This window comes from Algoriphagus marincola DSM 16067 (assembly GCF_000429405.1).
Lineage (GTDB): Bacteria > Bacteroidota > Bacteroidia > Cytophagales > Cyclobacteriaceae > Algoriphagus > Algoriphagus marincola.
Genome location: NZ_AUBU01000003.1, coordinates 391,317 through 414,255, shown reverse-complemented (window position 1 = coordinate 414,255; position 22,939 = coordinate 391,317). Strand labels below are relative to the sequence as shown.

The following is a 22,939-nucleotide window of genomic DNA, read 5'->3' as shown; positions in this document are numbered from 1 at the left end:
TACTTACTCCCACCGGAGTTCATCCCGATAGCTGTTTTCCTCTTCTTCGTTTTCATACTGAGAAAAATCCACATCTGGGAGAAGTTCATTTTTTACATGCTCTACAGATTCATTGAGCGCTTCTGCAAACTTGAAAAAATCTTCCTTGTAAAGAAAGATTTTGTGTTTTTCGTAAGAAAAAGAATCTCCGTTTGTTTTTCGCTTACTTTCTGTGATAGTCAGGTAATAATCATTTCCTCTGGTACTTTTGATGTCGAAAAAATAAGTACGTTTACCTGCTTTTACTTTTTTCGAGAAAATATCTTCCCGATCATAACCTCTTCGATCTTCCACAATTCAATTAATTTTTTGGTGCTGGGTATTTATTTGCAACTAAGATAGGCAAAAGCCTTCCTAGTTTTCAAAGGATTGAAGTAAAAATTTTTTAGAAATGGTCAAAAAATGGCAATAAACTGCTGTTTATCAGCAACAAATGAAAAAAGGAGGCTAAACCTCCTTTTATTCTGCATGCAAAAATGCTTTCTTGGCCAAGAGCTCGTCTTCACTTTCACGGTGATCAGGATCGTCTACGCAACAGTCCACAGGGCAAACTGCCGCACATTGAGGCTCTTCGTGAAAACCGTTGCACTCGGTACATTTTTCAGTGACTATGTAGTAGAACTCATCTGAAACAGGTTCTTGCTTTTCATTAGCATCTACTACAGTGCCATCTGGTAAAGTCACTTCCTTGAGAGAAGTTCCTCCCCCCCAAGTCCATTCGACTCCACCTTCATAAATTGCTGTATTTGGACATTCTGGCTCGCAGGCACCACAGTTGATGCACTCGTCCGTAATCATAATTGCCATATTGATCGAAATTTATTTCCAAAATTAACAAGCTAAACACAGACCCACAAAAAAAAGTTGTCATGCTAACTAATTTAAAATAATTCTATCCAGTTTACCGCAATCTGGTAAATTTGTCAGATGATTTCTCCAGAAAGACGTATCCAAGCATTTGTCCAACTAGGGCACAAAATCCAAGATTTACTAAAAGAAGAAGAAAACGAATTGTTTTACCGGGCACAAAATCAAAACAATTGGTTTACGCTGGAAAACTGTAAACGAGCTTTCGAAGGCCTAGCCTTTATGCTCGAGGAGAAATCCATTCGGGCTTGGTTGGAAAAGTATAAACTTCCAACTGAGGGAGAATCCAAAGATGTCGGAGTTTTGATGGCAGGTAATATTCCGGCAGTGGGTTTTCATGATTTAGCCTGCGTCTTGCTATCAGGTCATACAATCAGTGCCAAGCTTAGTTCTGCTGATACGGTTTTGATGAAGTGGCTGATTGATCAACTCATCAGTTTAGAGCCTTCCTTTGAGTCCAACATTCAAATATCTGAGATGCTGAAAGCAAAGGATGCTTACATCGCTACGGGAAGTGATAATTCATCCAGATATTTTCATTATTATTTTGGAAAATATCCCTCTCTTATCCGTCAGAACAGGACCTCTGTAGCCATTTTGACCGGTCAAGAAACCGATCAGGAGATTCTGGATTTGGGTAAAGATGTATTTTTATATTTTGGACTGGGATGCAGAAATGTTTCCAAGGTTTTTGTTCCAAATACTGACATTCTAGAGAAAGTACTCGGGCTCTGGGAAGTGTATGCATCTGTTGGTGATCATCACAAATACCATAATAATTATGAATACAATAAATCCATCTATTTGGTCAATAATGAGCCACATCTAGATAATGGATTTCTACTTCTGAAGCAGGATTCACAACTAGTATCGCCTATTTCGGTGCTGTTTTATGAGGTGTATGATGGGATGGAGGAATTGGAGCGCCTTATTTCCAGTCAGTTGTATAAAATTCAATGCGTCGTAGGGAACACGGAAGCTTTTAAAGAAGCCATACCTTTCGGGAAAGCTCAGAGTCCAGGTCCGGAAGATTATGCTGATGGCGAGGATACATTGAAGTTTTTACTCAGCCTGTAGGTTGACATAATCTGCTAGCGGTAAATACACACAGAAAGTACTACCATTGCCTTCTTCACTTTCGATTTCAAGCTTTCCTTGATTCTTAAAAATATACTCTCTGACAAGAACAAGACCTAGGCCTGTTCCAGTCTCATTATTGAGACCTCGTGTAGTGAAGGATTCACCTTGTTGGATCTTTTGAATATTCTCTCTGCTGATTCCGACTCCAGAATCCTTGATGCAGATTTTTGCTTGGTATTTTTCTTTAGATGCACTTAAAAGAATTCGATCTCCAGCTCGAGAAAATTTAATGGCATTCGTAATTAAGTTTCGGAGCACCAAATCAATCATATTTCGATCTGCCGAGACTCTTATTGACTCTTCGATATCAATCTCAATTTTAACTTTTTTGTCCTCTGCTAAGCGATTCAGAAGTTTCTTTTGCTGATTGACTAGTGGCAATATGTCAAACTGTTGAATATCTACCTGTTCACCACGAATTTGACTGGAAGCCCAAGCCAGCAAGTTTTCCAGTAAAATGGCGACCTGCTCCATGTTTTTAGACACTTCAGGCATCATCTCTAGAAATTCATCTTGACTGATGAGGCCAGTTTGTGTCATATGAACAAGTTCCTTGACTCCGAAGATGGGACCTTTTAAATCATGAGATATGATACTAAAAAACTTATCTTTCAAATCATTCAGTTGCTGAAGATCTTCTTTCTGTTTTTGTAATTGCTGATTGGTTTTGATTTCTTCTGTGATATCATCGATCAGAAGGATATTTCCCAAATCCTCCATTTCATTATCCCGAATTGGGATAATTTCAACTCGGATTGTTGTATCCCCAAAGCTTGGTTTGTGGACGATAGACTTTTGCTCAAAACCATTGAATAGCTCAAGGATTGCTTTTTCTTTCCAGAAAATACTCTCAAGAGTAGCACCAATCCTGATTTTCTTAGGTTCAGCACAGAAGGCTCTAGCTGTAGGGTTAAAATCAACCACTTTATTGGAGCTATTAAATACCAGCACCCCTTTCGTCAGCGCTTCCATGATTTTGCCTTGTGCAATAGGCTTGATACTGAAAAGCCCATATCGCAAAATCGCTATCCCTAAGACCAAATAGGTAAACAAAAAGGCAAAAGGGGTTAAATCCACATAGCCAAAAAGCCTAATTACACCTGTCTGGTAAAAAAGGTTGAAGACTATTGGGAAAGCACCTGCTGCAATCAGAAGTTTTGTTTGATTTTTAAAAAGTTGATCAGCTTTTTCAAAGCGTCTCCAAAGAATTATCGTTCCAAGCAAGAATGCCGCATACGAGTAAATCACATGAATGATATAATAGGGTCCTTTTTCAATCCCCAAGATTGGAAAAGGACCGTCGAGGACTAGAAATGTTTTTTCATAATAAAGCCCATGTAGCTCATTTGATATAACCATCAAAAGGGTGATTGCTGGAATTGTAAAAGAACCAATCAGCACCGGTGGCTTCGCCCAATTTCTATATCCGGTATATTTCAAGGTGAAAATCAACCATAAGGCGGGTGCAAAAGAGATTCCGATATATTCAAATTTCACCCACAACAGCATATCCTTTAAGGTGGTGGATGCAAGTTCCAATCCGTAAAAAAATCCCCAGACTGTGATGAAAAACATGGTCATAGCGATCCATCGGGTAGTGGTGTCCAATCGGAAGGCGATTGAAGCCGAAATACCCATAACAGCCAAGCTGCTGATTATCAAGGAAACAGAAAATGCATTAAAGCTAAAATCCATGGATTTAGGTCGTATGGGGGAACCCTTTCCTTTTTGTTTTGAGCGATTATAAGCTAATATTACAGTAAATATTTCTAACTCCGAAACTATTTGGTATTGAAAAAAAATACGCGAGGCCTCACTTTCCCTAGCCCCTTTGATATCGTACTTATTTTGACAGTTTTTGTGTTCGCTGGGGCTTTAATCCTGTCGCTGAAAAACGGCAATTATTTTCTTTCAAGCATTCAGCAAACTGTTTTTTCCTGGAAGGATGGTTTTTTTAGTCTTTTGGAGTTCACCCTTCAAATGATGATTATTTTGGTTTTTGGCTATTCCTTGGCCTTGGCTAAACCAGTTCATTCGTTTTTGAAGAAAATATCTAAAATACCCAATACTTCACTGCAGGCTGTTTTATTCACGGCCCTAATTACCATGGGTGCTGGATTGCTAAATTGGGGCTTTGGTCTTGTAGTCGGAGCGCTGCTGGCGAGGTTTGTTTCATTGGCAATGGAAGAAAAGTCGATAGCCTGTAATTCTGCACTTTTAGCATCGGCCGGGTATCTCGGAATGGCAGTTTGGCACGGAGGTCTTTCAGGGTCAGCAACCTTAATAGTAGCGGAGCAGGATCATTTTTTAAGTGATACTATTGGTCAAGTGACAGTAGACCGAACCATTTTCTCATTAGAAAATTTGCTGATTACAGGAGGTTTGGTGGTGGTTTTTCTTTTCATACTTCAATGGCTCAATTCAAAAAATCAAACTGCAGAAAAACCAAAATATAGCCACCCTCTCCGTCCTATTCCGGTGGGAAGTTTTCTGTCTAAAGGTATGATAGTGGGTTTCCTTTTTCTATTGGTTTTCATTTCATTGATATGGTCTGAATCAGGTTCTGGGTTAGGTTTTCTAAACCTTAACTTGGTGAATTTTCTACTTTTCGGTTTTACACTTTTCGTATATCGAGACTTGAATAGGTTCAGTGAAGCAGTGGGGGAAGGAATCAAAAGTGCCACAGATATTTTTATTCAGTTTCCTTTCTATGCTGGAATCTTGGGAATGGTGACTCAATCAGGCATGATTGATTTATTAGCTTCTCTTTTTATAGATAATGCAAATTCCGGCCTTTTGGGTGTATTTACCTTATTTTCAGCCGCCATTGTCAACCTTTTGATCCCATCCGGCGGTGGGCAGTGGGCTGTACAAGGCCCGATTATCATGCAGGCATCTCAGGCCTTGGGGATTGATCCTGCGAAGAGTATTCTAGCTTTTGCCTACGGAGATCAAATCAGCAATTTACTTCAGCCATTTTGGGCATTGCCACTATTGGCAATTACGGGAATCAAAGCATCTCAATTGATTCGATATACGGCTTGGCTTTTTCTGGGAGGGTTCCTTTACCTGATGTTTTGCCTTTTCTTCTTTTTTTCCTAAAAAAGCAAGGAGTTGCACTCTTTGGATTGGTTTCAAATAAGGATAGACAGCTTCTTTCGCTATTTGGTTGGTTTCCGATTTTTGACCTAAATTCCTATATTTGCTTTAATAATTTAGAACCTTTTATCCACCTAAAATCCAATTAAATGGCTTTTGATATTGAAATGATCAAAGAGGTATATGCCCGGTATCCGGAGCGTATTGCTGCAGCTCGTAAGGCTGTAGGGAAACCCTTGACTTTGACTGAAAAAATCTTGTATTCTCACCTTTCTGACGGGCCAGCCACGGCAGCCTATGAGCGGGGAAAATCGTATGTGGATTTTCAGCCCGATCGAGTAGCGATGCAGGATGCCACTGCGCAGATGGCCCTTTTGCAATTTATGCAAGCTGGTAAAGACCAGGTAGCTGTACCTTCTACAGTTCACTGTGACCACCTGATTCAGGCGGAAGTAGGTGCAGCTAAAGATCTTCAGAAAGCAAACGATAAAAACAAAGAGGTTTATGATTTTTTGGCCTCTGTATCCAATAAGTATGGAATTGGTTTTTGGAAGCCAGGAGCCGGTATTATTCACCAGGTGGTTTTAGAAAATTATGCCTTCCCAGGAGGTATGATGATCGGAACAGATTCTCACACACCTAATGCTGGTGGTCTAGGTATGGTCGCGATCGGTGTAGGTGGTGCAGACGCTTGTGACGTGATGGCTGGCTTGCCTTGGGAACTGAAATTTCCAAAATTGATCGGTGTGAAGCTGACTGGAAAAATGTCAGGTTGGACTTCAGCAAAAGACGTAATCCTTAAAGTTGCCGGGATTCTTACCGTAAAAGGAGGAACTGGAGCGATTGTAGAATATTTTGGTGAAGGAGCTCGCTCTCTTTCTGCTACGGGTAAAGGAACCATCTGTAATATGGGTGCTGAAATCGGTGCCACCACTTCCATTTTCGGATATGATGAAAAATCTGCTGCCTACCTTTCCGGTACAGGAAGATCTGATATTGCTGAATTGGCCAATGGTATCGCTGAGCACTTGACAGGTGATGATGAGGTATATGCAAACCCTGAGAAGTACTTTGATCAAGTGATTGAAATCAACCTTTCAGAGCTTGAACCTCATGTCAATGGACCATTCACACCAGATTTGGCTTGGCCACTATCTAAGTTTGCTGCTGCCGTTAAGGAAAACAACTGGCCAGCTAAACTAGAGGTCGGTTTGATCGGGTCTTGTACCAATTCTTCCTACGAGGATATTTCCAGAGCGGCGTCTTTAGCGCAGCAAGCTGTGGACAAGAAATTGGTCGCTAAATCCGAATTTACCATCACGCCTGGTTCAGAGCAGGTGAGATATACGGTAGAGCGAGATGGATTTTTGGGCACCTTCGGTAAAATGGGAGGTGTAGTCCTTGCAAATGCCTGTGGACCTTGTATCGGTCAGTGGGCACGTCATGGAGCTGAAAAGCAAGAAAAGAACTCCATTATTACTTCCTTCAATAGAAACTTTGCAAAGCGTGCTGACGGTAATCCGAATACGCATGCTTTCGTGGCATCTCCAGAAGTGGTGACGGCTTTGGCCATCGCCGGGGATTTGACTTTCAACCCAATGACTGATTCCTTGATCAATGAAGAGGGGAAAGAAGTAAGACTAGATGAGCCAAGAGGTTTGGAAATGCCTACCAAAGGATTTGCAGTAGAAGATGCTGGATACCAAGCTCCTGCGGAAGATGGTTCTCAAGTTGATGTAATTGTCGATCCAAAATCTGACAGACTACAACTATTGGAGTCATTCCCTGCCTGGGAAGGTACTGATTTGAAAGGCCTCAAATTGCTTATAAAAGCAAAAGGTAAGTGTACTACAGATCATATTTCCATGGCAGGTCCTTGGCTGCGATTCCGTGGTCACTTGGATAATATTTCCAATAATATGTTGATCGGAGCTGTAAATGCCTACAACGACGAGACCAACAAGGTTAAAAATCAAATCACGGGTGAATATGGAGAGGTACCTGCTACCCAACGGCACTACAAGGAAGAGGGTATCGGTACTGTAGTAGTTGGTGATGAAAACTATGGAGAGGGTTCTTCTAGAGAGCATGCAGCTATGGAGCCTAGATTCTTGGGAGTTAGAGCCATTTTGGTAAAATCATTTGCTAGAATCCATGAAACCAACCTTAAGAAGCAAGGAATGCTTGCCTTGACTTTTGATGATCCAGCTGATTATGACAAAGTTCAGGAAGATGATACCATTGATATCTTAGGCTTGACTGAGTTTGCACCAAATAAACCGCTTACGGTGGTCCTTACTCATGCTGATGGAACTAAGGATGAGTTCCTTGTAAATCATACTTACAATGAAGGTCAGATTGAATGGTTTAAGGCAGGTTCTGCTTTAAATTTGATCAAGGCAGGAATACTTTAAGCCTAAAAACCTTATAAAAAATTAACCGTTGCCAATCTTTGGTGACGGTTTTTTTTATTTTAGAAAAAATGATGAATCCAATCTTAAGAATAGTACTCTTCGGCCTTTTTACCCTTGGCCTCAATCAAGTTTCTTTTGCTCAAAAGAAAATCGAACAAGAAAAAGGCGTCAAAAAAAAGGATGTCCCTTCGGCTGCTGTTGATTGGCTGAACGATGCCTTTGAAGGAAAAAAGAAAGTGAAATGGTATGAGGAATTTTCAAATGAAGGCAGAGCTTATGAGGGGAAGTTTTGGTGGGAAAAACGATTCCATAGCGTAAAATTTGATACCCTGGGAGCAATTGTAGACGTAGAGATTGAAATACCCTTTGAGGAGCTAGATGAGTCTATTCGGGCTAGTATTAGAGATTATTTACAGTCTGAGTTTGAAGATTATAAAATCAACCGCCTACAAATTCAATATTCGGGTGAAAGCGATGATTTGGAAGATTTTTTTGATGAAGACGAAAATGAAGGAATAGTCATCAGGTATGAATTAGAATACACCGGAAAGCTAAAAGGGGAGATTAGTAAGTTTTGGGAAGGGCTTTTTGATCACAGTGGCATATTTATCTCGCAGCAAGAAGTAGAAGTTAGGATAATGGATAATTTGATTTTTTGATGCGAAAAATAGTATTGATTTCCTTGATGCTGGGTTTTGTAAATCTGTCAAAGGCCCAAGAACATGTGTTTTTTACTGGATTTTTCCCTGAGTTTGCGGCTACGAAAAGTCTTAAAAATGGACAAAAGCTAAACTTCAAAGTAGAAAATCAGGAAATAATTTTCAGAAATCTGGATGAGGAGTCTGAGCGCTGGCAGTTTAGACACTATCGAACTGATTTGATGTCTTTTTACAGTTGGTCACTCAGTCCAGTCAGCAGTGTCGCTGGTGGTATTTTTTATCGATTCCAAGATGGAGCAAATGCTTTTCGTGTGGTTCAGCAATTTGCTCTTCTAGACAGAAATAGGACCTTTCGTATTGCTCATCGATTCAGAACTGATCAAACTTTTACGGATGGAGAAGCTACAGAGTTTAGACTTCGCTACCGCTTAGCTGTTGATATTCCACTTCAGGGGGAAGATTTGGACCCAGGTGAATACTACTTGGTTTTGTCAAACGAACCGATTTTTTCACTCCAAGGAGGAGATTTTGATATCGAAAACCGCTTGGTCACCACAATAGGAAAGCTGATTTCCAAACAGCAAAAACTGGAATATAGCATTGATTACCGGACAGACGGATTCTTTCGGGATGGCTTTCGAACTCGCTTATGGGCAAAAATCGGATATTTTGTAAATTTTTAGAAAAATATTTGATTTGAAAAGTAAAAAATTTGCTATGAAATGCAAATTGCTGTATGTTTACGGCTCGATTAGGCTTTTAATCACCCAAATCAAGAAAATTTAGCCTTAAAGTCGTCCATCCTGTCAAAAATGAAAGAAAAAGGGATCAACAGCACATTCAAAAAGCTCATCTTTGAGTCATCAGAGATGGTGTTTTTGGCTGATGATACCTATCCTTATAGTATTTTCTACTCCAATGAATCCTTTGAAGAATCTATCGGGTCTAGCCTGAATGAAAAAAGCCTTATAGGATTGGGCTTAGATATTAGCAATTATATTTTCAAAGAGGAACTTCAGCTAGTTCATGACGGTCGTGAGTTTTCTTTTCGGCTGGAGCTTCCGCAGGATGCAGGGACAAATTATTTCCTTTTCTACAAAGGCAAGGAATTGAGAGCAAAAGGCCTTCCTTCAGGTCCTGAGATTCAGCAATTTTTCAAACGTCAGCTGGATTTATTGGCTGTCGGAAAGCATGACTATTTAACCTATCTCAATCCTGCTGTGCTTCCTGTACTTGGTTACCATGCCGAGGAATTATTGCAGGGAGATCTTTGCCACCTGATTCATCCAGATGATCTGACAAGGGTTAGAAAGATTTGGAAAAAGGGGAAAGCGCAGCAAATGGAAACCTTTTTCCATGCCAAGATCAAAGGAAAAGATGGGCAATTCAGATATTTGGAATTCTCTGTTCAGTTTTCTGAGAATAACTTCAATTTGATAGCTCGGGATGTCTCGGAAAACTTGGCTGAGAAGGAAGCCATCAAAAAAGAACTGGAGCTTCAGCAAAAGGCGGCTATCTACGGACCAGCTATTGCCTTTCACTTTGATGCTACTGAACACAAGATTGACTGGGATAAAGAAAGCCTCTCAAAATTTGGGATTTCTTCCAAAAAGGATCGAAAGTCGCTCTTGGAGAAGATCAAGTCTATTTCCGAGGAAAGTATCAATATCGATCAGGTAGAAAAGAAATTTGCTTGGGGGCAGCGATTTTTTAGTCTTTTGATGAATAAAGAGGAAGGGGCAGATGAAAAGGATCTTTGGGTTGGTGCCTTGATTGACGAAACTTCCCAAAAGCTTCTTGAAGACGAAAAGGAATTATTCAAAAGCTTCCTCGAACTTTCAGCCGAGCCCATTTTGGTTGTAAAAGGAGACGGAGAGTTTTATTTCCAAAATCAGATTTTTTCAAACCTACTTCATACTGAAGATTTGGAGATTAAGAGTTTGGATGACCTCTGTCAAGTTTTTGAAGAAAGTAGTCTTTTGCAATCTTGGCTTTCCTCTCATCAGGATGGCAATGAAATCAAATCATGGCTTGGAGAGGCGAGCTTTCCAAACGGTAAATCCGTAGTTTTGGAATTATCCTGTAAGCTGCATCAGACAGCTAAAGATTCCTATCGGATATATTCGTTCAAAGATGTTACTGAGAAGAGTTCCCTTGAGAAAACGCTGGAGGAGAGTAGCAATTTCTTGATCAACTTGACCGAGCAAGTGCCTGGCGGGCTATACCAGTTGGTTTTGGATCAGAATGGTAAAATGAATTTCTCATTCCTATCAAAAGGAATTTCATCTGTTCTTGGAATATCCGAGTCAGAAATCGAAGAATTCAACGATATCACCTCAGCCCTTACCAAGGTACACACGAAAGACATTCCAAACTTGGTCATGAGTACTGTGGCATCTGCGCGTAAGCTGGAGCCTTGGCAGTGTCAATTCCGAGTTAGAGATGAGAAGGAACCAAGCGGATTCAGATGGGTCATGGGAGCAGCCCGTCCTCAGGTTTTGGAAAATGGAGATATGGTTTGGTACGGCTACCTGACTGACATAAGCAATCAAAAAGAGTTTGAGTCCAAATTGGATGATGCACGTCAAACTGCTGAAAAGGCGAGTCAAATCAAGTCAGACTTCTTGTCCATGATTAGTCACGAGCTTCGCACTCCTTTGAACGCTATTTCTGGATCTGTCTATTCGTTAAAACAAGAGAATCCAACTGATTCCCAGTTGAATACGCTTCAGACAATCAGTTTTGCAGTGGATAACTTGATCATCATGATCAATGATCTACTCGATTTCCAAAAAATAGAAGCAGGTAAATTATCCATAGAAAATGCTCCTTTCCATCTCTCGGAAACTATTAACCAAGTCTTGAAAGGACTTGCTTTCCACGCTAGAGATAGTAAGAATCAATTGAATCTCGATATAGATCCGAATCTCAATGTGATTGTAAAGAGCGATAAAACCCGTCTTTCTCAAATTCTAAATAACCTGATTACCAATGCCTTGAAGTTTACTCATGAAGGTCAGGTAGATGTAAGAGCTAAATTCTTGGGACAAAAAGGAGATCGAATCAAGATCCATTTTGAGGTGCAGGATACAGGAGTAGGAATTGCAAAAGAGCATCAGGAAAGAATTTTTGACGATTTTGATCAAGTCAAGCCTAGTTTCAATTCAAAATATGGAGGCACAGGCCTTGGGCTATCTATAACCCGAAGACTTTTGAAACTCATGGGATCAAACATTTCCTTGGAGTCCGAAGTAGGAAAAGGATCTGTCTTCTATTTTGATATGGAATTTGAACTTGATCAAGACCAAACTCCCAAAAGAGTAATCCTTAATGGATTTAACCGTGATTTTTCTACGCTGCATCTTTTGATGGCGGAGGATAATGACGTCAATGCACTAGTCTTGGGCAAAATCATTAAGAAGTGGGGCTACACCTACGATCGAGTACCAAATGGAAGCTTGGCAGTGGATGCAGTTCAGTCTAAAAATTACGATTGTATTTTGATGGATATTCAAATGCCGGTCATGGATGGGTTTGAAGCTACTGAGCGCATCAAGGCTATAAAAGATGTCCCGATTATAGCCCTTACAGCCGCAGCAAAGCTTGAAATCATGGAGCGAATTGAATCCAGTGGATTTGATGGATTTGTAGCGAAGCCGATTGATGCAGCAGAACTATTGAAGGCAATCAAAGAGGTGGTTTCTGCAAAAAGCCATCAATTCTGAGCTTTTAGATAATATTCCTCTAATAATTCCATTTCTGGATAGTCTTTGTACAGAGGGTCTAGAAGTTGCCTCGCCGAAATAATATCTTCTTTCAAGACGTAATAAATACCCTTATTGCGAATAGCAAATGGGTTGTCCTCCTTCATTTTCAAACTTCGGTTGATAAATTCTATTCCTTCCTCCAGATCTCCCAAATATAAGAGATAAAGACCTTTATTATTATAAAAATAAGGCTGGGAGGTATTCAATGAAATAGCTTTCTCCACGTCCTCAAGAGCTTCTTGGTACTTGCCTTTTTCAAAGGCAATCAACGATTTGACGTTATGAAGATTCGGCTCCAAAGGATTGATTTCTTGTGCTTTATCCAGCAGTGAATCAGCTTTTGAAAAGTCTTTTTGGTAGTAAAAAATTGTAGCCTGATTCACGAGCAGGTCGCTATTTTCAGGGTTTAGCTCTAAGGCTTTCCCAAAGGAATCGATAGCCTTTTCAAATTCACCGAGTTTTTCAAAAACCAATCCTCCCAAGAAGAATCCTTCCCAATTCTCTGCCTGATTCTCCTGCATCCAAAGGGCATCTTCTCGAGCTTTGTAAAATTCACCATTATCCAAGTAGGCTAGGCCTCTCTGAAAATAGGCTTCATCCTTTTTCTCTAGGTATCGAATGGCTTCAGAAAAATCCAATGTTGCTTCCTGAAATTGACCTAGCTGGATATGGGCCATAGCCTTATTGTACCAGGCGTCTCCATAAGTTGAGTCAATTGAAAGTGCTTCGGCATAAAAGTGAATGGCAGATCGAGGATCGTTTTCATCAAGTTTTTCATTTCCTTTTAGGAGAAAACGACCTTTCTTATCCTCGTCTGTATCACAGGAAACTGTGAATAGGAATCCTATCAGCAAAAAACTAATCTGCAGGTATCTCATCTTTTGGTTTGGGCTTTTCCTTTTTATCACTTTTATCTTCGCCCAACATAAATGCGAACGGCTTTGTTTCCTCACTCAGATCAAATATTTCTCTTAATATCGCCAGGGTAGGTATGACCAAGATCATTCCAGCTACTCCCCAGATGGTTCCGCCTATCAGAAGGCCCAAGAAGGTAATAAAGGCATTGAGATTGACATTCCCTCCGACGATTTTTGGGGTGAGGAAATTTCCCTCGATCACTTGGATAATCTGATAAATGACCAAAACAGCAATCGGGTAAAATAGACTGTCTTTGGTCAGGAATGAATAAACAATAGGAAGAAGTACTCCAAAGAAAGGGCCTACATAAGGAATGATATTCAAGATCGCGCCTAAAACACCAAAAAATATAGCATGCTTAATCCCAAGAGCTGTGTAGGCAGATACGTTCATGATCGCCAAAATGATCATCACCTTCCCCACACCCACGATATAATGTTGGATGACTTTTCGAAGGCTTGTAATTCGCATTTTTACTAGCGTCGGGTCATGATCTCTATAGATCATTATCATCATTTGCGCTAGATGGTCTCGATAGAGAAGCAGAAAAAACATAAATACAGGAATCAATACAATTCCAGACAAGGAACCTACTGTTTTCAGCGCAAAATTGGAAATGCTTGAACTATGCTCATCCAAGACATTCTTGATGTATTCAAAGTCTGCCTTTTCCTGGATGGCATAATCCATTCCAAGTGTGGAGTTTGTCCATTCATCTATCTCACTGGCATAGGTGGAGATTTTTCCTGATACATTATCAAAATCATTGGAGAAGGCTGCTACATTTCCAATGATGAAGTACAAAAGTCCTCCTACTACAAGTGTCATCAATAAAAGGGAAACAAAGGAGGATAATGTTCGAGGGAATTTTTTTGACTCCAGCCAATTACTGACTGGAGTGAAGAGAATGGCAAAAAAACCTCCCATAAACAGCGGCACTAAAATGCTCTTTCCGACGATTAGAAAGAAAACCGTGACAATAATGAAAATCATCACTAAAAGTGCCTTTACGTAGGCTGGAACCCAGATTCCTCTTTTCTTCATATTTATGTTGCTTAGGTTTTGCTATTTAAATCAGACCAGCCCTTTTCAATAAGGCATCTGGTTTGGGTTCTCTTCCCCGAAATCGCTTGTATAGTTTGGATGGGTGCTCTGTTCCACCTGCTGAAAGGATATTTTTAGCGAAGGATTCAGCAGTCTCAGTGTCGAAGACTCCTTTCTCCAAAAACAACTCAAAAGCATCCGCATCCAGCACTTCTGCCCATTTGTAACTGTAATAACCAGCAGAATAACCTCCTTGGAAGATATGGGAAAAGGCCGTACTCATAAGGGTGTTTGGTACTTTTGGTAGCAAGTCCGTCTTTTCCATTACATGCTTTTCAAAGCTTGCTATATCTTCGATTTTGGATGGATCCTGATGATGGTACGCCATATCCAATAGTCCAAAACTGATCTGACGAACAGTTTGATATCCTTGTTGGAAGTTTGCAGCTTTTTTGATTCGATCGATTAATTCTTGTGGGATTTTTTCTCCGGTTTCAAAGTGAACTGCAAATAGGTCTAAGCATTCTTTTTCGTAGCACCAGTTTTCAAAAATCTGGGATGGTAATTCTACAAAATCCCAATAGACGCTCGTGCCTGACAGCGAAGAGTAATTACTTTTTGCCAGCATGCCATGCAGCGCATGTCCAAACTCATGAAATAAAGTCGTTACCTCATTGAAGGTCAAAAGACTAGGTTTGGTTTTGGTTGGTTTGGTAAAGTTGCAGACAATGGAAACATGGGGTCTGTGATCTTTTCCTCCTAATTGATATTGGCCTTTGTAACTAGTCATCCAAGCGCCATTGCGCTTTCCAGCCCGAGGGAAAAAGTCCGCATAAAACACAGCTAGGTGCTTTCCATCTCGATCTTTGACCTCATAGGCTGTCATATCTGAATGGTAAACAGGAATGTCCTTATTTGGTGTAAACTGAATCCCGTATAGCTTTCCGGCTGTTTGGAATACTCCATCTACGACCTTCTCTAATTGAAAATAGGGGCGAAGTAGCTCATCATCCAACTCATATTTTTCCTTTTTGAGCATCTCGGAGTAGTAGGCAAAGTCCCATCGTTCCAGTCTTTCGATTCCGTCCAGTTTTTTGGCAAAAGCTTCTACTTCAGACACATCTTCTTTCGCTTTAGGCTTTGCTTTTTCTAGCAAGTTTTCCAGAAACTCCAATACCTCTTTTGGAGTTTTTGCCATCCGCTCTTCCAGAACGAAATGTGCATGTGATTGATATCCAAGTAGTTTGGCTCGTTCATAGCGAAGTTGGAGGATATGTTTGATCACCGATTTGTTATCCAATTCATCGCCTTTAGAAGATTTGGTGTTGTAGGCGATGAAAAGTTCTTTACGCAATTCACGGTTTTTCAAATAAGTCAGGGCCGGGACATAAGAAGGATAATCCAGCGTAAATGCCCATTGTCCCGCTATTCCCTTTTCTTCAGCAGTCTGTGCTGCAGCCTCTTTGATACTTTCCGGAAGTCCCTCTACCTCGGATTCATTTTCTACAAATCGTACATACCGATTGGTCTCAGCTAGCACGTGCTCTCCGAATTTCAGAGAAAGCTGAGCCAGTTCCTGATCGATTTTGCGAAGCTTATGAGAGTCTTCCTCATTGAGATTTGCTCCATTTCTCACGAAAGATTTATAAGTCTTTGACAAAAGTGTCTCTTGTTCTGGGCTTAAGTTAAGCTGCTCTTTTTGAGAGTGAACTTGCTCAACTCGTTCGAAGAGTTCTTTGTCCAAAAGAATATCATTGGAATGCTCTGTCAAAAGTGGGGAAATCTCCCTCGCAAGCTTTTGGATTTGCTCATTGGTTTCTGCAGAATTCAGATTGAAAAATATTCCTGCAATCACTCCAAGCTTTTCCCCAGCCCGGTCCAAAGCTTCAATAGTATTTTCAAAAGTTGGTAAAGGGGAAGCTTTTATTGCTTTTACTTCATCCTTGGCAAGTTCGATTGACTTTTGGATAGCGGGCAGGAAGTGTTCTGTCTTGATTTGGTTAAATGGTGCTGTTTCAAAAGGTGCTTCAAATTTGTCCAATAAAGGATTATTCATATTCATCGAGTCTTTTTTATAGATTAATCAGGAGCTTCCCATTTGGGTTCAAGTAAATGCCCCACTTTTTTCAATTCGACTGCTAATTTATCCATTTGTTGATGAAAGCTGTCAACTTGCCAGGGATGATGTGGGATTTTTTCAGCTTCCGCTAAAGCAATGCGGTAGGTTTCGAAATCCCCCAAGCCATAACTAGCCTCTGCTTTATTGACCTGAATCCAATATTTCTCTGCTTGATAGTATTCTTTGAGTTCTTGGCCGTCCTTATTCCCATTTTGCATGCGTTGAAGATCTCCTGCTTCTTTTTGATTGATTATCGGCCAATCTCGTTCGCAGAGAAATAGGACTCGCTGCCATGTCCTCCGCGCAAAAACCAAATCTGCAATCCTTTCTTGATCATTTTCTGCAATACTCGAAGTAGCTCTATAGAGAAGTGTCAGAGCGAGATTTACCCCGTTGTATCGGTTATTGAGCAGATAATAACTCCGCTGATAGTACAAAATCGAATTTTCCAAATGCTGATTTCCTTCGCCCACCTCGTATAACTTTTTCTCAACTGCTCCTGCCAGAGAAACTGTTTCGGCGTCATTGGTATGGGCCAAATTGATGGAATTCAATAAGGCGAGCGACTGATGCAAGGATGAAACGGTATCAGGAAGGGCTGCCTTGTAAGTACAAAATGCCAATCGATGGATGATGTAGCTATCGTTTTTTTCTCCAGAAAGGGTTCTTACAGTCTCAAAAAGCTGCTTTGCCTTTGCAAACTCTTTCACCTCGATTGCATCTTCTGCCTCCTGAATCAGCAAGGAAGTAGCCACTCCCAGATTTTCAGATGCCTTTTGTGGGGTTTCTGCGGCTTTGGCTCGGCCAATTGCAGCATCTATTTGCTCCTGCACCTTGGGAGGTACCAATGAGTTTAAGAAAGTATAGATAGGGCTGTCGGTCTTCTTTTTCCCTAATACCGTATCTATAAGCTTACCCAGTGCTTCTCTAAAGCGATGGACTTCTTCAAAATCAATAGCATCTCCTAAATGCTGATAGCTAGAAATGGAAAGGTGATTAAGATTAAATGGATTGACAAACTTATCCTCGGAAATGACAATCGTGGTAAATGGCCTTAAGGCATGGCGTACTCCTAATTCGTAGAGTGCGTTTGGATTGGCTGTCGAAAGATCCGCGATGACTAGATCCGCCTCCAGCAGTTCCTGATACATTTTCACATCGATATTGCCCGAATGAGGGATCTCATCAGCTCGGAAACAATCAAGACCCCTAGATTCAACCACGGGTTTGACCAAGAGGCGATAGGATTTATCCAGGTTGAGCTTTCTGCCATTGACGTAGTCGGTCTTGATCCCAAAGCCCATCACTACAAAACATCTTTTCTTTTGTGGCATAGATTAAAAATGAATGTAACTATCTGAAATATAAATTTTTATTATGATTTTCTTTTATAGAAATAAAAAATCCCGAATTTCTCCGGGATCTTTTTGATTCAATATTCAAAGTCACAACTCATACTTTCCATCCCAATTGGGGCACCATCTGGAATTTTGAGGGCTTCTGGCGAGGATATTTCCTGTGGAAGCTCAAGGAAGCTTTCAATCTTATCAGAAAGGTAATCGCGATGCATGGCAAGCATTCCATTTGGTCCGCCCTTTTTGGAGATTTCTTCTAATTCTGCTCTCACTATGGCTCTAACTGAATTGGAGGCATCCGAATTTTTGGAAAGTGCGATTAAATAATCTACATATTTTGCTTCGGTCATCATTTTGATTTCCTGCTGTAAATCCACGCGGTTAGTATTGGAAAACAGCTGAGCAGTCACTTTGTCCAAAACAGATTCGAGACTCGGAAGATCAGCATTTTGCATAGCTTGCAAGTGTAGGCGATTGGCTCTACCGCTTTCAAGTAAGAACGTAAATACTGCATCTGTCACGCTCTCTGCCGGAGCGATAGGATCGAAGACTGGGCCTGTACGGGAGACAAAAGTTTCTCTATTTCTACCAAATCCATAAGGTCTCGGTGGGATCAAAGCCAATATATGTTCTGGCACTTCCAATTCACGCGGACTGATTGTGCGAAGTAGGGCACCAAGAGCTTCTTCTTGTTGAGATGCTGGAATCCAGCTGTGGTTTGGCTGATTGTCTCCCTTGATTTTATAGGTATAGTCCAAGCCTCCAATCAGTTTGCTGGTAGCTTCTACTTGATAGCGATGCATGAGGAACAAGGGAACGAGCACCTCCTCCAGCATAGCATGTGGTGTACCTTCTGGGATGGCATTTAGTCCAAAGGATGCCAGTTTGTTTTTTCTAAGATCTAGCATCCTGTTTAGTTCTTCTGCTGCCGAAGCACCATTGTCCCACAGATGGGAGCGGGGATGGGCTCCACTTGGGTCTCTGGAATCAGAATCTGTGATAAACTCATATCCTGCAGCGTAGGTGTCTTCTAAGGTTTTTTCCAAAAACTCTTCCTCACTTTGTCCTTGAGCTGGAGTTCCATAGCCGTATTTGATCGCCCACTTATCCCATTCGCCAATTTTGTCATCATAAGCTTGGGAAAGATCAAGTTCTCCATTGGATGCTTGAGTAATGTAGGGATGAGGATAATCCATCACCGAGGATCGACCTTCTGCGGATGTAGCATAGCTATGAGCCAGACCAATGGTATGTCCGATTTCATGGGCTGAAAGCTGGCGTAATCTTGCCAAAGCCATTTCTAACATTCTCGGATCTGCTGGTTTTCCGTCTTCAAATGGTTGCAAAAGACCTTGAGCAATCAGGTAGTCTTGGCGTACCCGCAAAGAACCCAAAGAAACCTGTCCTTTGATGATTTCTCCTGTTCGAGGGTCTCTGACACTACTTCCGTAGGACCAGCCTCGGGTGGAGCGATGCACCCACTGTATTACATTGTACCGTACATCCATCAGGTCCATTCCTTCAGGAGCCATTTCAACCCGGAAAGCATTCTTGAATCCTGCAGCTTCAAAAGCTTGACTCCACCAGTTTCCACCTTCGATCAAGGCTGAGGCTACCGGCTCGGGCGTTCCTCTATCCAAGTAATAGACTATTGGCTCTACCACTTCTGACACAGCCGCATTAGGGTCTTTCTTTTCCAGGCGATGTCTGCTTATGAATCTCTTCATGATTGGATCAGAGATCGGGGTCGTGAAATCCATGTAGCTGATAGAGAAAAATCCACCTCTTGGATCAAATTCTCGAGCTTGGTATTGATCATCAGGAAGTTTGATGAAAGAATGTCGCTGCCTCACGCTCACTGCATCTGGACTAGGTGTGACGGATCGAATCAATCCACCTGTAGCATTTCCTGTGAGGGTGATGGTCGCTTCTACTTCGGTATTCTCAGGGAAATTTTTGATCATATCAAAGTAAAGACCTGACCGCGAATTATCAACTCGGTAGGTTCCTTGTCGTCTTTGGCTCAGTCTATCTCCAACTCCATGGACATCCTGCATGTAGAAGTTGGTGGCATCTACAATTAGGCTTTCTCCATCTTTTTGGCTGATTTCAAATCCCCATAAAATTGATTCTGCAAAAGCATCTTGAATCGATTTGACCTCATAGGGATTGTCCGAATAGGCTCTGAAATCATAGTTTTTGTGGACCAGGAAAACCTTGTTGCCCGATCTTCGGAATTCTACAATTCTCGTGTTTCCAAGTTGGCCGCGATCGAGTCCGATGTCATTGGAGCCTACGCCTGCGGTGAGTGAATTGACATAGAGAAACTCTTCTTCCAAGTCCTCGATTTTGAGATAAATTTTACCTTTCTCCCGATCGAGATAGAAGTCTACAAATCCTTCATTCTTTTCAAACTTGCTAAGATCCAGCCCTTGCGAATAGGTCAAGGAAATACTGAGCAGCAAGCTGAAAGTTGTTAGTAATATTTTGTTCATAAGGTTTGATGGTCTTTTATGGAAAATTATCAAAAATGAAGGGACAATGCCTACCATTGATGGAAATTTAGCGATTTAAATAGTATCGAAGCAAAAGTGTGGTCTCAGTTTGTCGGCTGCCTTGAATTTCCTGTAGTCCAGAACTGATTTTTTCCCGATCTGTAAATGTAGTTCGGGCAAATCGAAAATATAGCCGAAGTTTTCTGCTCAAATCGTATTCACCCAAAAGGTAATAGCGCTGTCCCTGTCCTGAAAATGCAGGAATCGAAAAGGTCCAAAGCACATGGTTTTCAAAAGCGTAAATTCTGCTGTCGAAGTCATCTGTATCAAAAAGTGCATAGCGACCGGTGATTTTCCATTTTTCTCTAGCAAATCTTAAATCTTGGATAATCATAAATCCATTGCTAGAATTACTGCCAAAATCAACTCCTGTCCACCAAATCCTGCTTCGAGTAAATAGATTTTTGGTCAGTTGAATATCCAAGTTCAAAAGGCCTGTTCGTCTTCGTATGGCTTGACTGCGGTAGGGGGTAGCCGGCTCATTCAAATCTGGGAGATTTCGATCTTTTTGCTCTTCTCTGAATTGAACAAACGCATTCAAGGTACGGGATGGACGATAACTCAATCTAGTCAGCCATTCATAGCCAGTTGAGGGGTTGTATAACCTGAATCTTAGCCAAGGAAATCTGAAAAAATCATAGTAGGCATTTAGCTTCCAATTCTTGTCAGGACGCACTTCCAAGCCCATGTAGACTCCCCGCTCATTGATAGGGCGGGTACTTTCTGCAAAAGCATTCCCATAAAAGCTATGGAAGTTTTTCCCGTAATTTCTCCACAGGAGGGAAAAATCAACTTTCGGACTAAGACTGGAAATCATTCCAATCACGGTCCCATTTCCTCCGGAAGCTGAAAGGGCACTTTCTCCAAAAAAGAGAAAGTTTTTCCAATTGTAATTGAAATAAAAACTTCCCAATTGATTATCCCTTCCTCTAAATTCAAATTGATTGTAGCGCCGCTGTTGGGGTATCCAGCTTCTATTAAAAGCAGTGTGGAGAAAAGTAGCACCAAGCTGTGCTCTAGAAACTGGTTTGTATTGTATAGCACCTCCTAGGCTGAGTTCACGGAATTGATTTTTGGTGGTTAGTTCTGAAGGAGTACGATGAAGCCCACTTTGATTGAATGAGCTAATCAGGTTGTTGGTATCTTCAAGGCTGTCAAGAGCTTCTCTAGCACGACCATCGCGAGGAGCGTAGGACGCCAAAGCAGTAAATTCCCAATTCCGATGCTCATATGTCGCAGCAGCACCTCGAAAGAATCCAAACTCCAATGCGGCGGTATAGGGCAGAATTCCCACGCTACTTCTCCTCACAGTAGGGACTGTTTCTGCACCTTTGCCTAATGTGTATCCTGCACCATAGACTAAACCCTGACCAAATGAAGCTTGAAAATCTCCCAATGCCAGGGTTTTCCACTTGCCAACTTTATAGCGATGAAAATGGAAGGAGAAAAAATTAAAGCCGTAGCGACGGGTTGTTGGATCCCAAGTGAATTGCTCGCCAGCATCCTTATCTAAGGTAAATCCAAGACTAAAGTCCCTCGCATGCTGAATCCGAAACCTCAGGTATAAGTCATTTGGATCACCCAAATACCGGGAAGAAATACGTCCTGTACTGCTCGTGTCCGCTGGACTAAAGCCTCTCCTTTGCTCCCAGACCCTTCTGTGTCTAAAAATGAAATAGGCTTGTTCTTCTTCAGATAATCGCTGCCAAAAACCCTTTGTTCGTTGATTTTTTTCCCCCAAAGTCACAAATGGAAGTAAACGCTCAATAGTGACAAGATCAAATTCAGGAATTGCCTGAAGTTCATACAGGGAAATCAGATCGCCATGTTGGTCACGGTATTTAAAGAAGCTCTCGATCTGATTTGGATTCAGTAGATAACTCGCCTGCAAGCTTTCATAATCCGCCCGATTCAGATTGATCGGGTTGAGGTAGAGTTGGAGCAGGACTTCGTAAATACTTTCATAGTCAATATCATCTTCAGGAATGGGGAAAAGCCGCTCGATAAGATCTTCCGGATTGATTTCAGGTTTTGGAGGAGTTTGGGCAAATGCAATTTGACCTGAAAGGAATAGAATTAACGCCGATAGTCCGATTTTCCTCAGTCGTTCCATCGGTAGAAAAGGCTAAGGTGATGTGTGTTTCCCAGAGCTGATTGATTGCCATAGGAATAGTCAAAACCGTAAGAATCTTTTTGAATTCCAAATCCAGCATAAATCTTAGCCGGCTGGGAATTCACACCAGTTCGAAGGATTACCCACTCTTTCAGGCGATATTCGATTCCAGCCTTCACGATGGGGTCCTGAAGGATATCCTTTTCAAACTCCAGCAAAAGACTGAGAGACTCAGAAGGGAGGTAATGAAGTCCCAATTGCACCGAGGTAGGCAGTCTGCTTTCGCTTTCTGGGCTGATCTTTCCACGATTGATATTGCTGATATGCGCTCCTAGGAAAAGGGACGGACTCAGCTCTGTCACGCCTCCAATGCTGACCACCAATCCTCCCGCACTTCCAAATCCCTCGATTTGCGTTTGCGCCCATTCCAGCTTTATTCCAAAGCTGCTGATCCCAAGTGTATTTGAATATCCTACACCCAGAGTTTGATGATTGAGCAGAGGCCCACCAAAACGGCTAATTCCTGCGCCAAAAGTTCCCCAAGTATTCCGAAAACTTCCAGCTAGACTAAAGGTGGAAAGTTCCTTGAGATTGTATCGGTGGTCATAGCCAACTACAATTCCCGTATAGCTTATCCTGTCCAAAGCTCCAATATTATTGAAGTAAGACCAGGTATCCGGGAGGTGAACCCGCATATTTCCCAAGGCTACCATTCGGGCACCATGAGTTTGGGTCAGAGGGTCGTTTTGTGCAAAAGCAAATTGAATAATCCCCCAGGTCAAAATAAAAGTCAGGACCTTTTTCATCGGAGTCAATTAAAAGTCTCCTTTGAATTTAGGTTAAAAAATAA

16 protein-coding genes are annotated in these 22,939 nt (G+C 41.4%); 6 read left to right on the top strand and 10 right to left on the bottom strand.

The window, feature by feature from the left end; translation table 11 throughout:
• Window positions 1–3: 3 nt before the first annotated feature.
• On the bottom strand, window positions 4–333 hold the full coding sequence (locus G457_RS0107555) for a DUF3276 family protein (RefSeq protein WP_026945928.1): 330 nt from the start codon (window positions 331–333) through the stop codon (window positions 4–6).
• A gap of 165 nt (window positions 334–498) precedes the next feature.
• Window positions 499–846: a 4Fe-4S binding protein gene (locus tag G457_RS0107550; RefSeq protein WP_026945927.1), complete on the bottom strand. Its 348-nt coding sequence runs from the start codon at window positions 844–846 to the stop codon at window positions 499–501.
• Window positions 847–966: 120 nt separating this feature from the next.
• On the opposite strand from G457_RS0107550, the gene G457_RS0107545 reads away from it, so the two are divergent.
• On the top strand, window positions 967–1,983 hold the full coding sequence (locus G457_RS0107545; protein ID WP_081701396.1) for an aldehyde dehydrogenase family protein: 1,017 nt from the start codon (window positions 967–969) through the stop codon (window positions 1,981–1,983).
• Here the strand turns inward: G457_RS0107545 and G457_RS0107540 are convergent.
• Window positions 1,969–3,741, bottom strand: a complete 1,773-nt coding sequence (locus G457_RS0107540) for a sensor histidine kinase (protein WP_081701395.1) — start codon at window positions 3,739–3,741, stop codon at window positions 1,969–1,971. The genes G457_RS0107545 and G457_RS0107540 overlap by 15 nt on opposite strands.
• Before the next feature lie 96 nt (window positions 3,742–3,837).
• Here G457_RS0107540 and G457_RS21190 point away from each other — a divergent pair, with 96 nt between their 5' ends.
• The 5 genes from G457_RS21190 (at window position 3,838) to G457_RS0107510 (ending at window position 11,943) form a co-directional block, all read left to right on the top strand.
• Window positions 3,838–5,148 (top strand): TIGR00366 family protein, encoded by a 1,311-nt coding sequence (locus G457_RS21190; RefSeq protein WP_162142692.1) that lies wholly within the window; start codon window positions 3,838–3,840, stop codon window positions 5,146–5,148.
• Between the two features lie 146 nt (window positions 5,149–5,294).
• Window positions 5,295–7,559 (top strand): aconitate hydratase, encoded by a 2,265-nt coding sequence (locus G457_RS0107525; RefSeq protein ID WP_026945924.1) that lies wholly within the window; start codon window positions 5,295–5,297, stop codon window positions 7,557–7,559.
• Window positions 7,560–7,627: 68 nt separating this feature from the next.
• Window positions 7,628–8,218: a hypothetical protein gene (locus G457_RS0107520; protein WP_051260748.1), complete on the top strand. Its 591-nt coding sequence runs from the start codon at window positions 7,628–7,630 to the stop codon at window positions 8,216–8,218.
• Complete coding sequence (locus G457_RS0107515; protein ID WP_026945922.1) at window positions 8,218–8,901, top strand: DUF2490 domain-containing protein; 684 nt, start codon at window positions 8,218–8,220, stop codon at window positions 8,899–8,901. The genes G457_RS0107520 and G457_RS0107515 overlap by 1 nt, the downstream gene beginning before the upstream one ends.
• A gap of 129 nt (window positions 8,902–9,030) precedes the next feature.
• On the top strand, window positions 9,031–11,943 hold the full coding sequence (locus G457_RS0107510) for an ATP-binding protein (RefSeq protein ID WP_026945921.1): 2,913 nt from the start codon (window positions 9,031–9,033) through the stop codon (window positions 11,941–11,943).
• On the opposite strand, the gene G457_RS0107505 is transcribed toward G457_RS0107510, so the two are convergent.
• From G457_RS0107505 to G457_RS0107475, 7 genes are all read right to left on the bottom strand, one after another.
• On the bottom strand, window positions 11,934–12,863 hold the full coding sequence (locus tag G457_RS0107505; protein ID WP_035483491.1) for a tetratricopeptide repeat protein: 930 nt from the start codon (window positions 12,861–12,863) through the stop codon (window positions 11,934–11,936). The genes G457_RS0107510 and G457_RS0107505 overlap by 10 nt on opposite strands.
• On the bottom strand, window positions 12,844–13,947 hold the full coding sequence (locus G457_RS0107500) for an AI-2E family transporter (RefSeq protein ID WP_035483392.1): 1,104 nt from the start codon (window positions 13,945–13,947) through the stop codon (window positions 12,844–12,846). The genes G457_RS0107505 and G457_RS0107500 overlap by 20 nt, the downstream gene beginning before the upstream one ends.
• A 25-nt stretch (window positions 13,948–13,972) precedes the next feature.
• Window positions 13,973–16,003 (bottom strand): M3 family metallopeptidase, encoded by a 2,031-nt coding sequence (locus G457_RS0107495; RefSeq protein WP_026945918.1) that lies wholly within the window; start codon window positions 16,001–16,003, stop codon window positions 13,973–13,975.
• Between the two features lie 23 nt (window positions 16,004–16,026).
• Window positions 16,027–17,400, bottom strand: a complete 1,374-nt coding sequence (locus G457_RS21185; RefSeq protein ID WP_035483389.1) for a tetratricopeptide repeat-containing protein — start codon at window positions 17,398–17,400, stop codon at window positions 16,027–16,029.
• Between the two features lie 98 nt (window positions 17,401–17,498).
• On the bottom strand, window positions 17,499–19,916 hold the full coding sequence (locus tag G457_RS0107485; RefSeq protein WP_026945917.1) for a zinc-dependent metalloprotease: 2,418 nt from the start codon (window positions 19,914–19,916) through the stop codon (window positions 17,499–17,501).
• A 67-nt stretch (window positions 19,917–19,983) separates the two neighbouring features.
• Window positions 19,984–22,089 (bottom strand): helix-hairpin-helix domain-containing protein, encoded by a 2,106-nt coding sequence (locus tag G457_RS0107480; protein WP_026945916.1) that lies wholly within the window; start codon window positions 22,087–22,089, stop codon window positions 19,984–19,986.
• Entirely contained in the window at window positions 22,077–22,895 is an 819-nt protein-coding gene (locus G457_RS0107475) for a PorV/PorQ family protein (protein WP_026945915.1), read from the bottom strand. Before G457_RS0107475 ends, G457_RS0107480 begins: the two co-directional genes overlap by 13 nt.
• Between the last annotated feature and the right edge of the window lie 44 nt (window positions 22,896–22,939).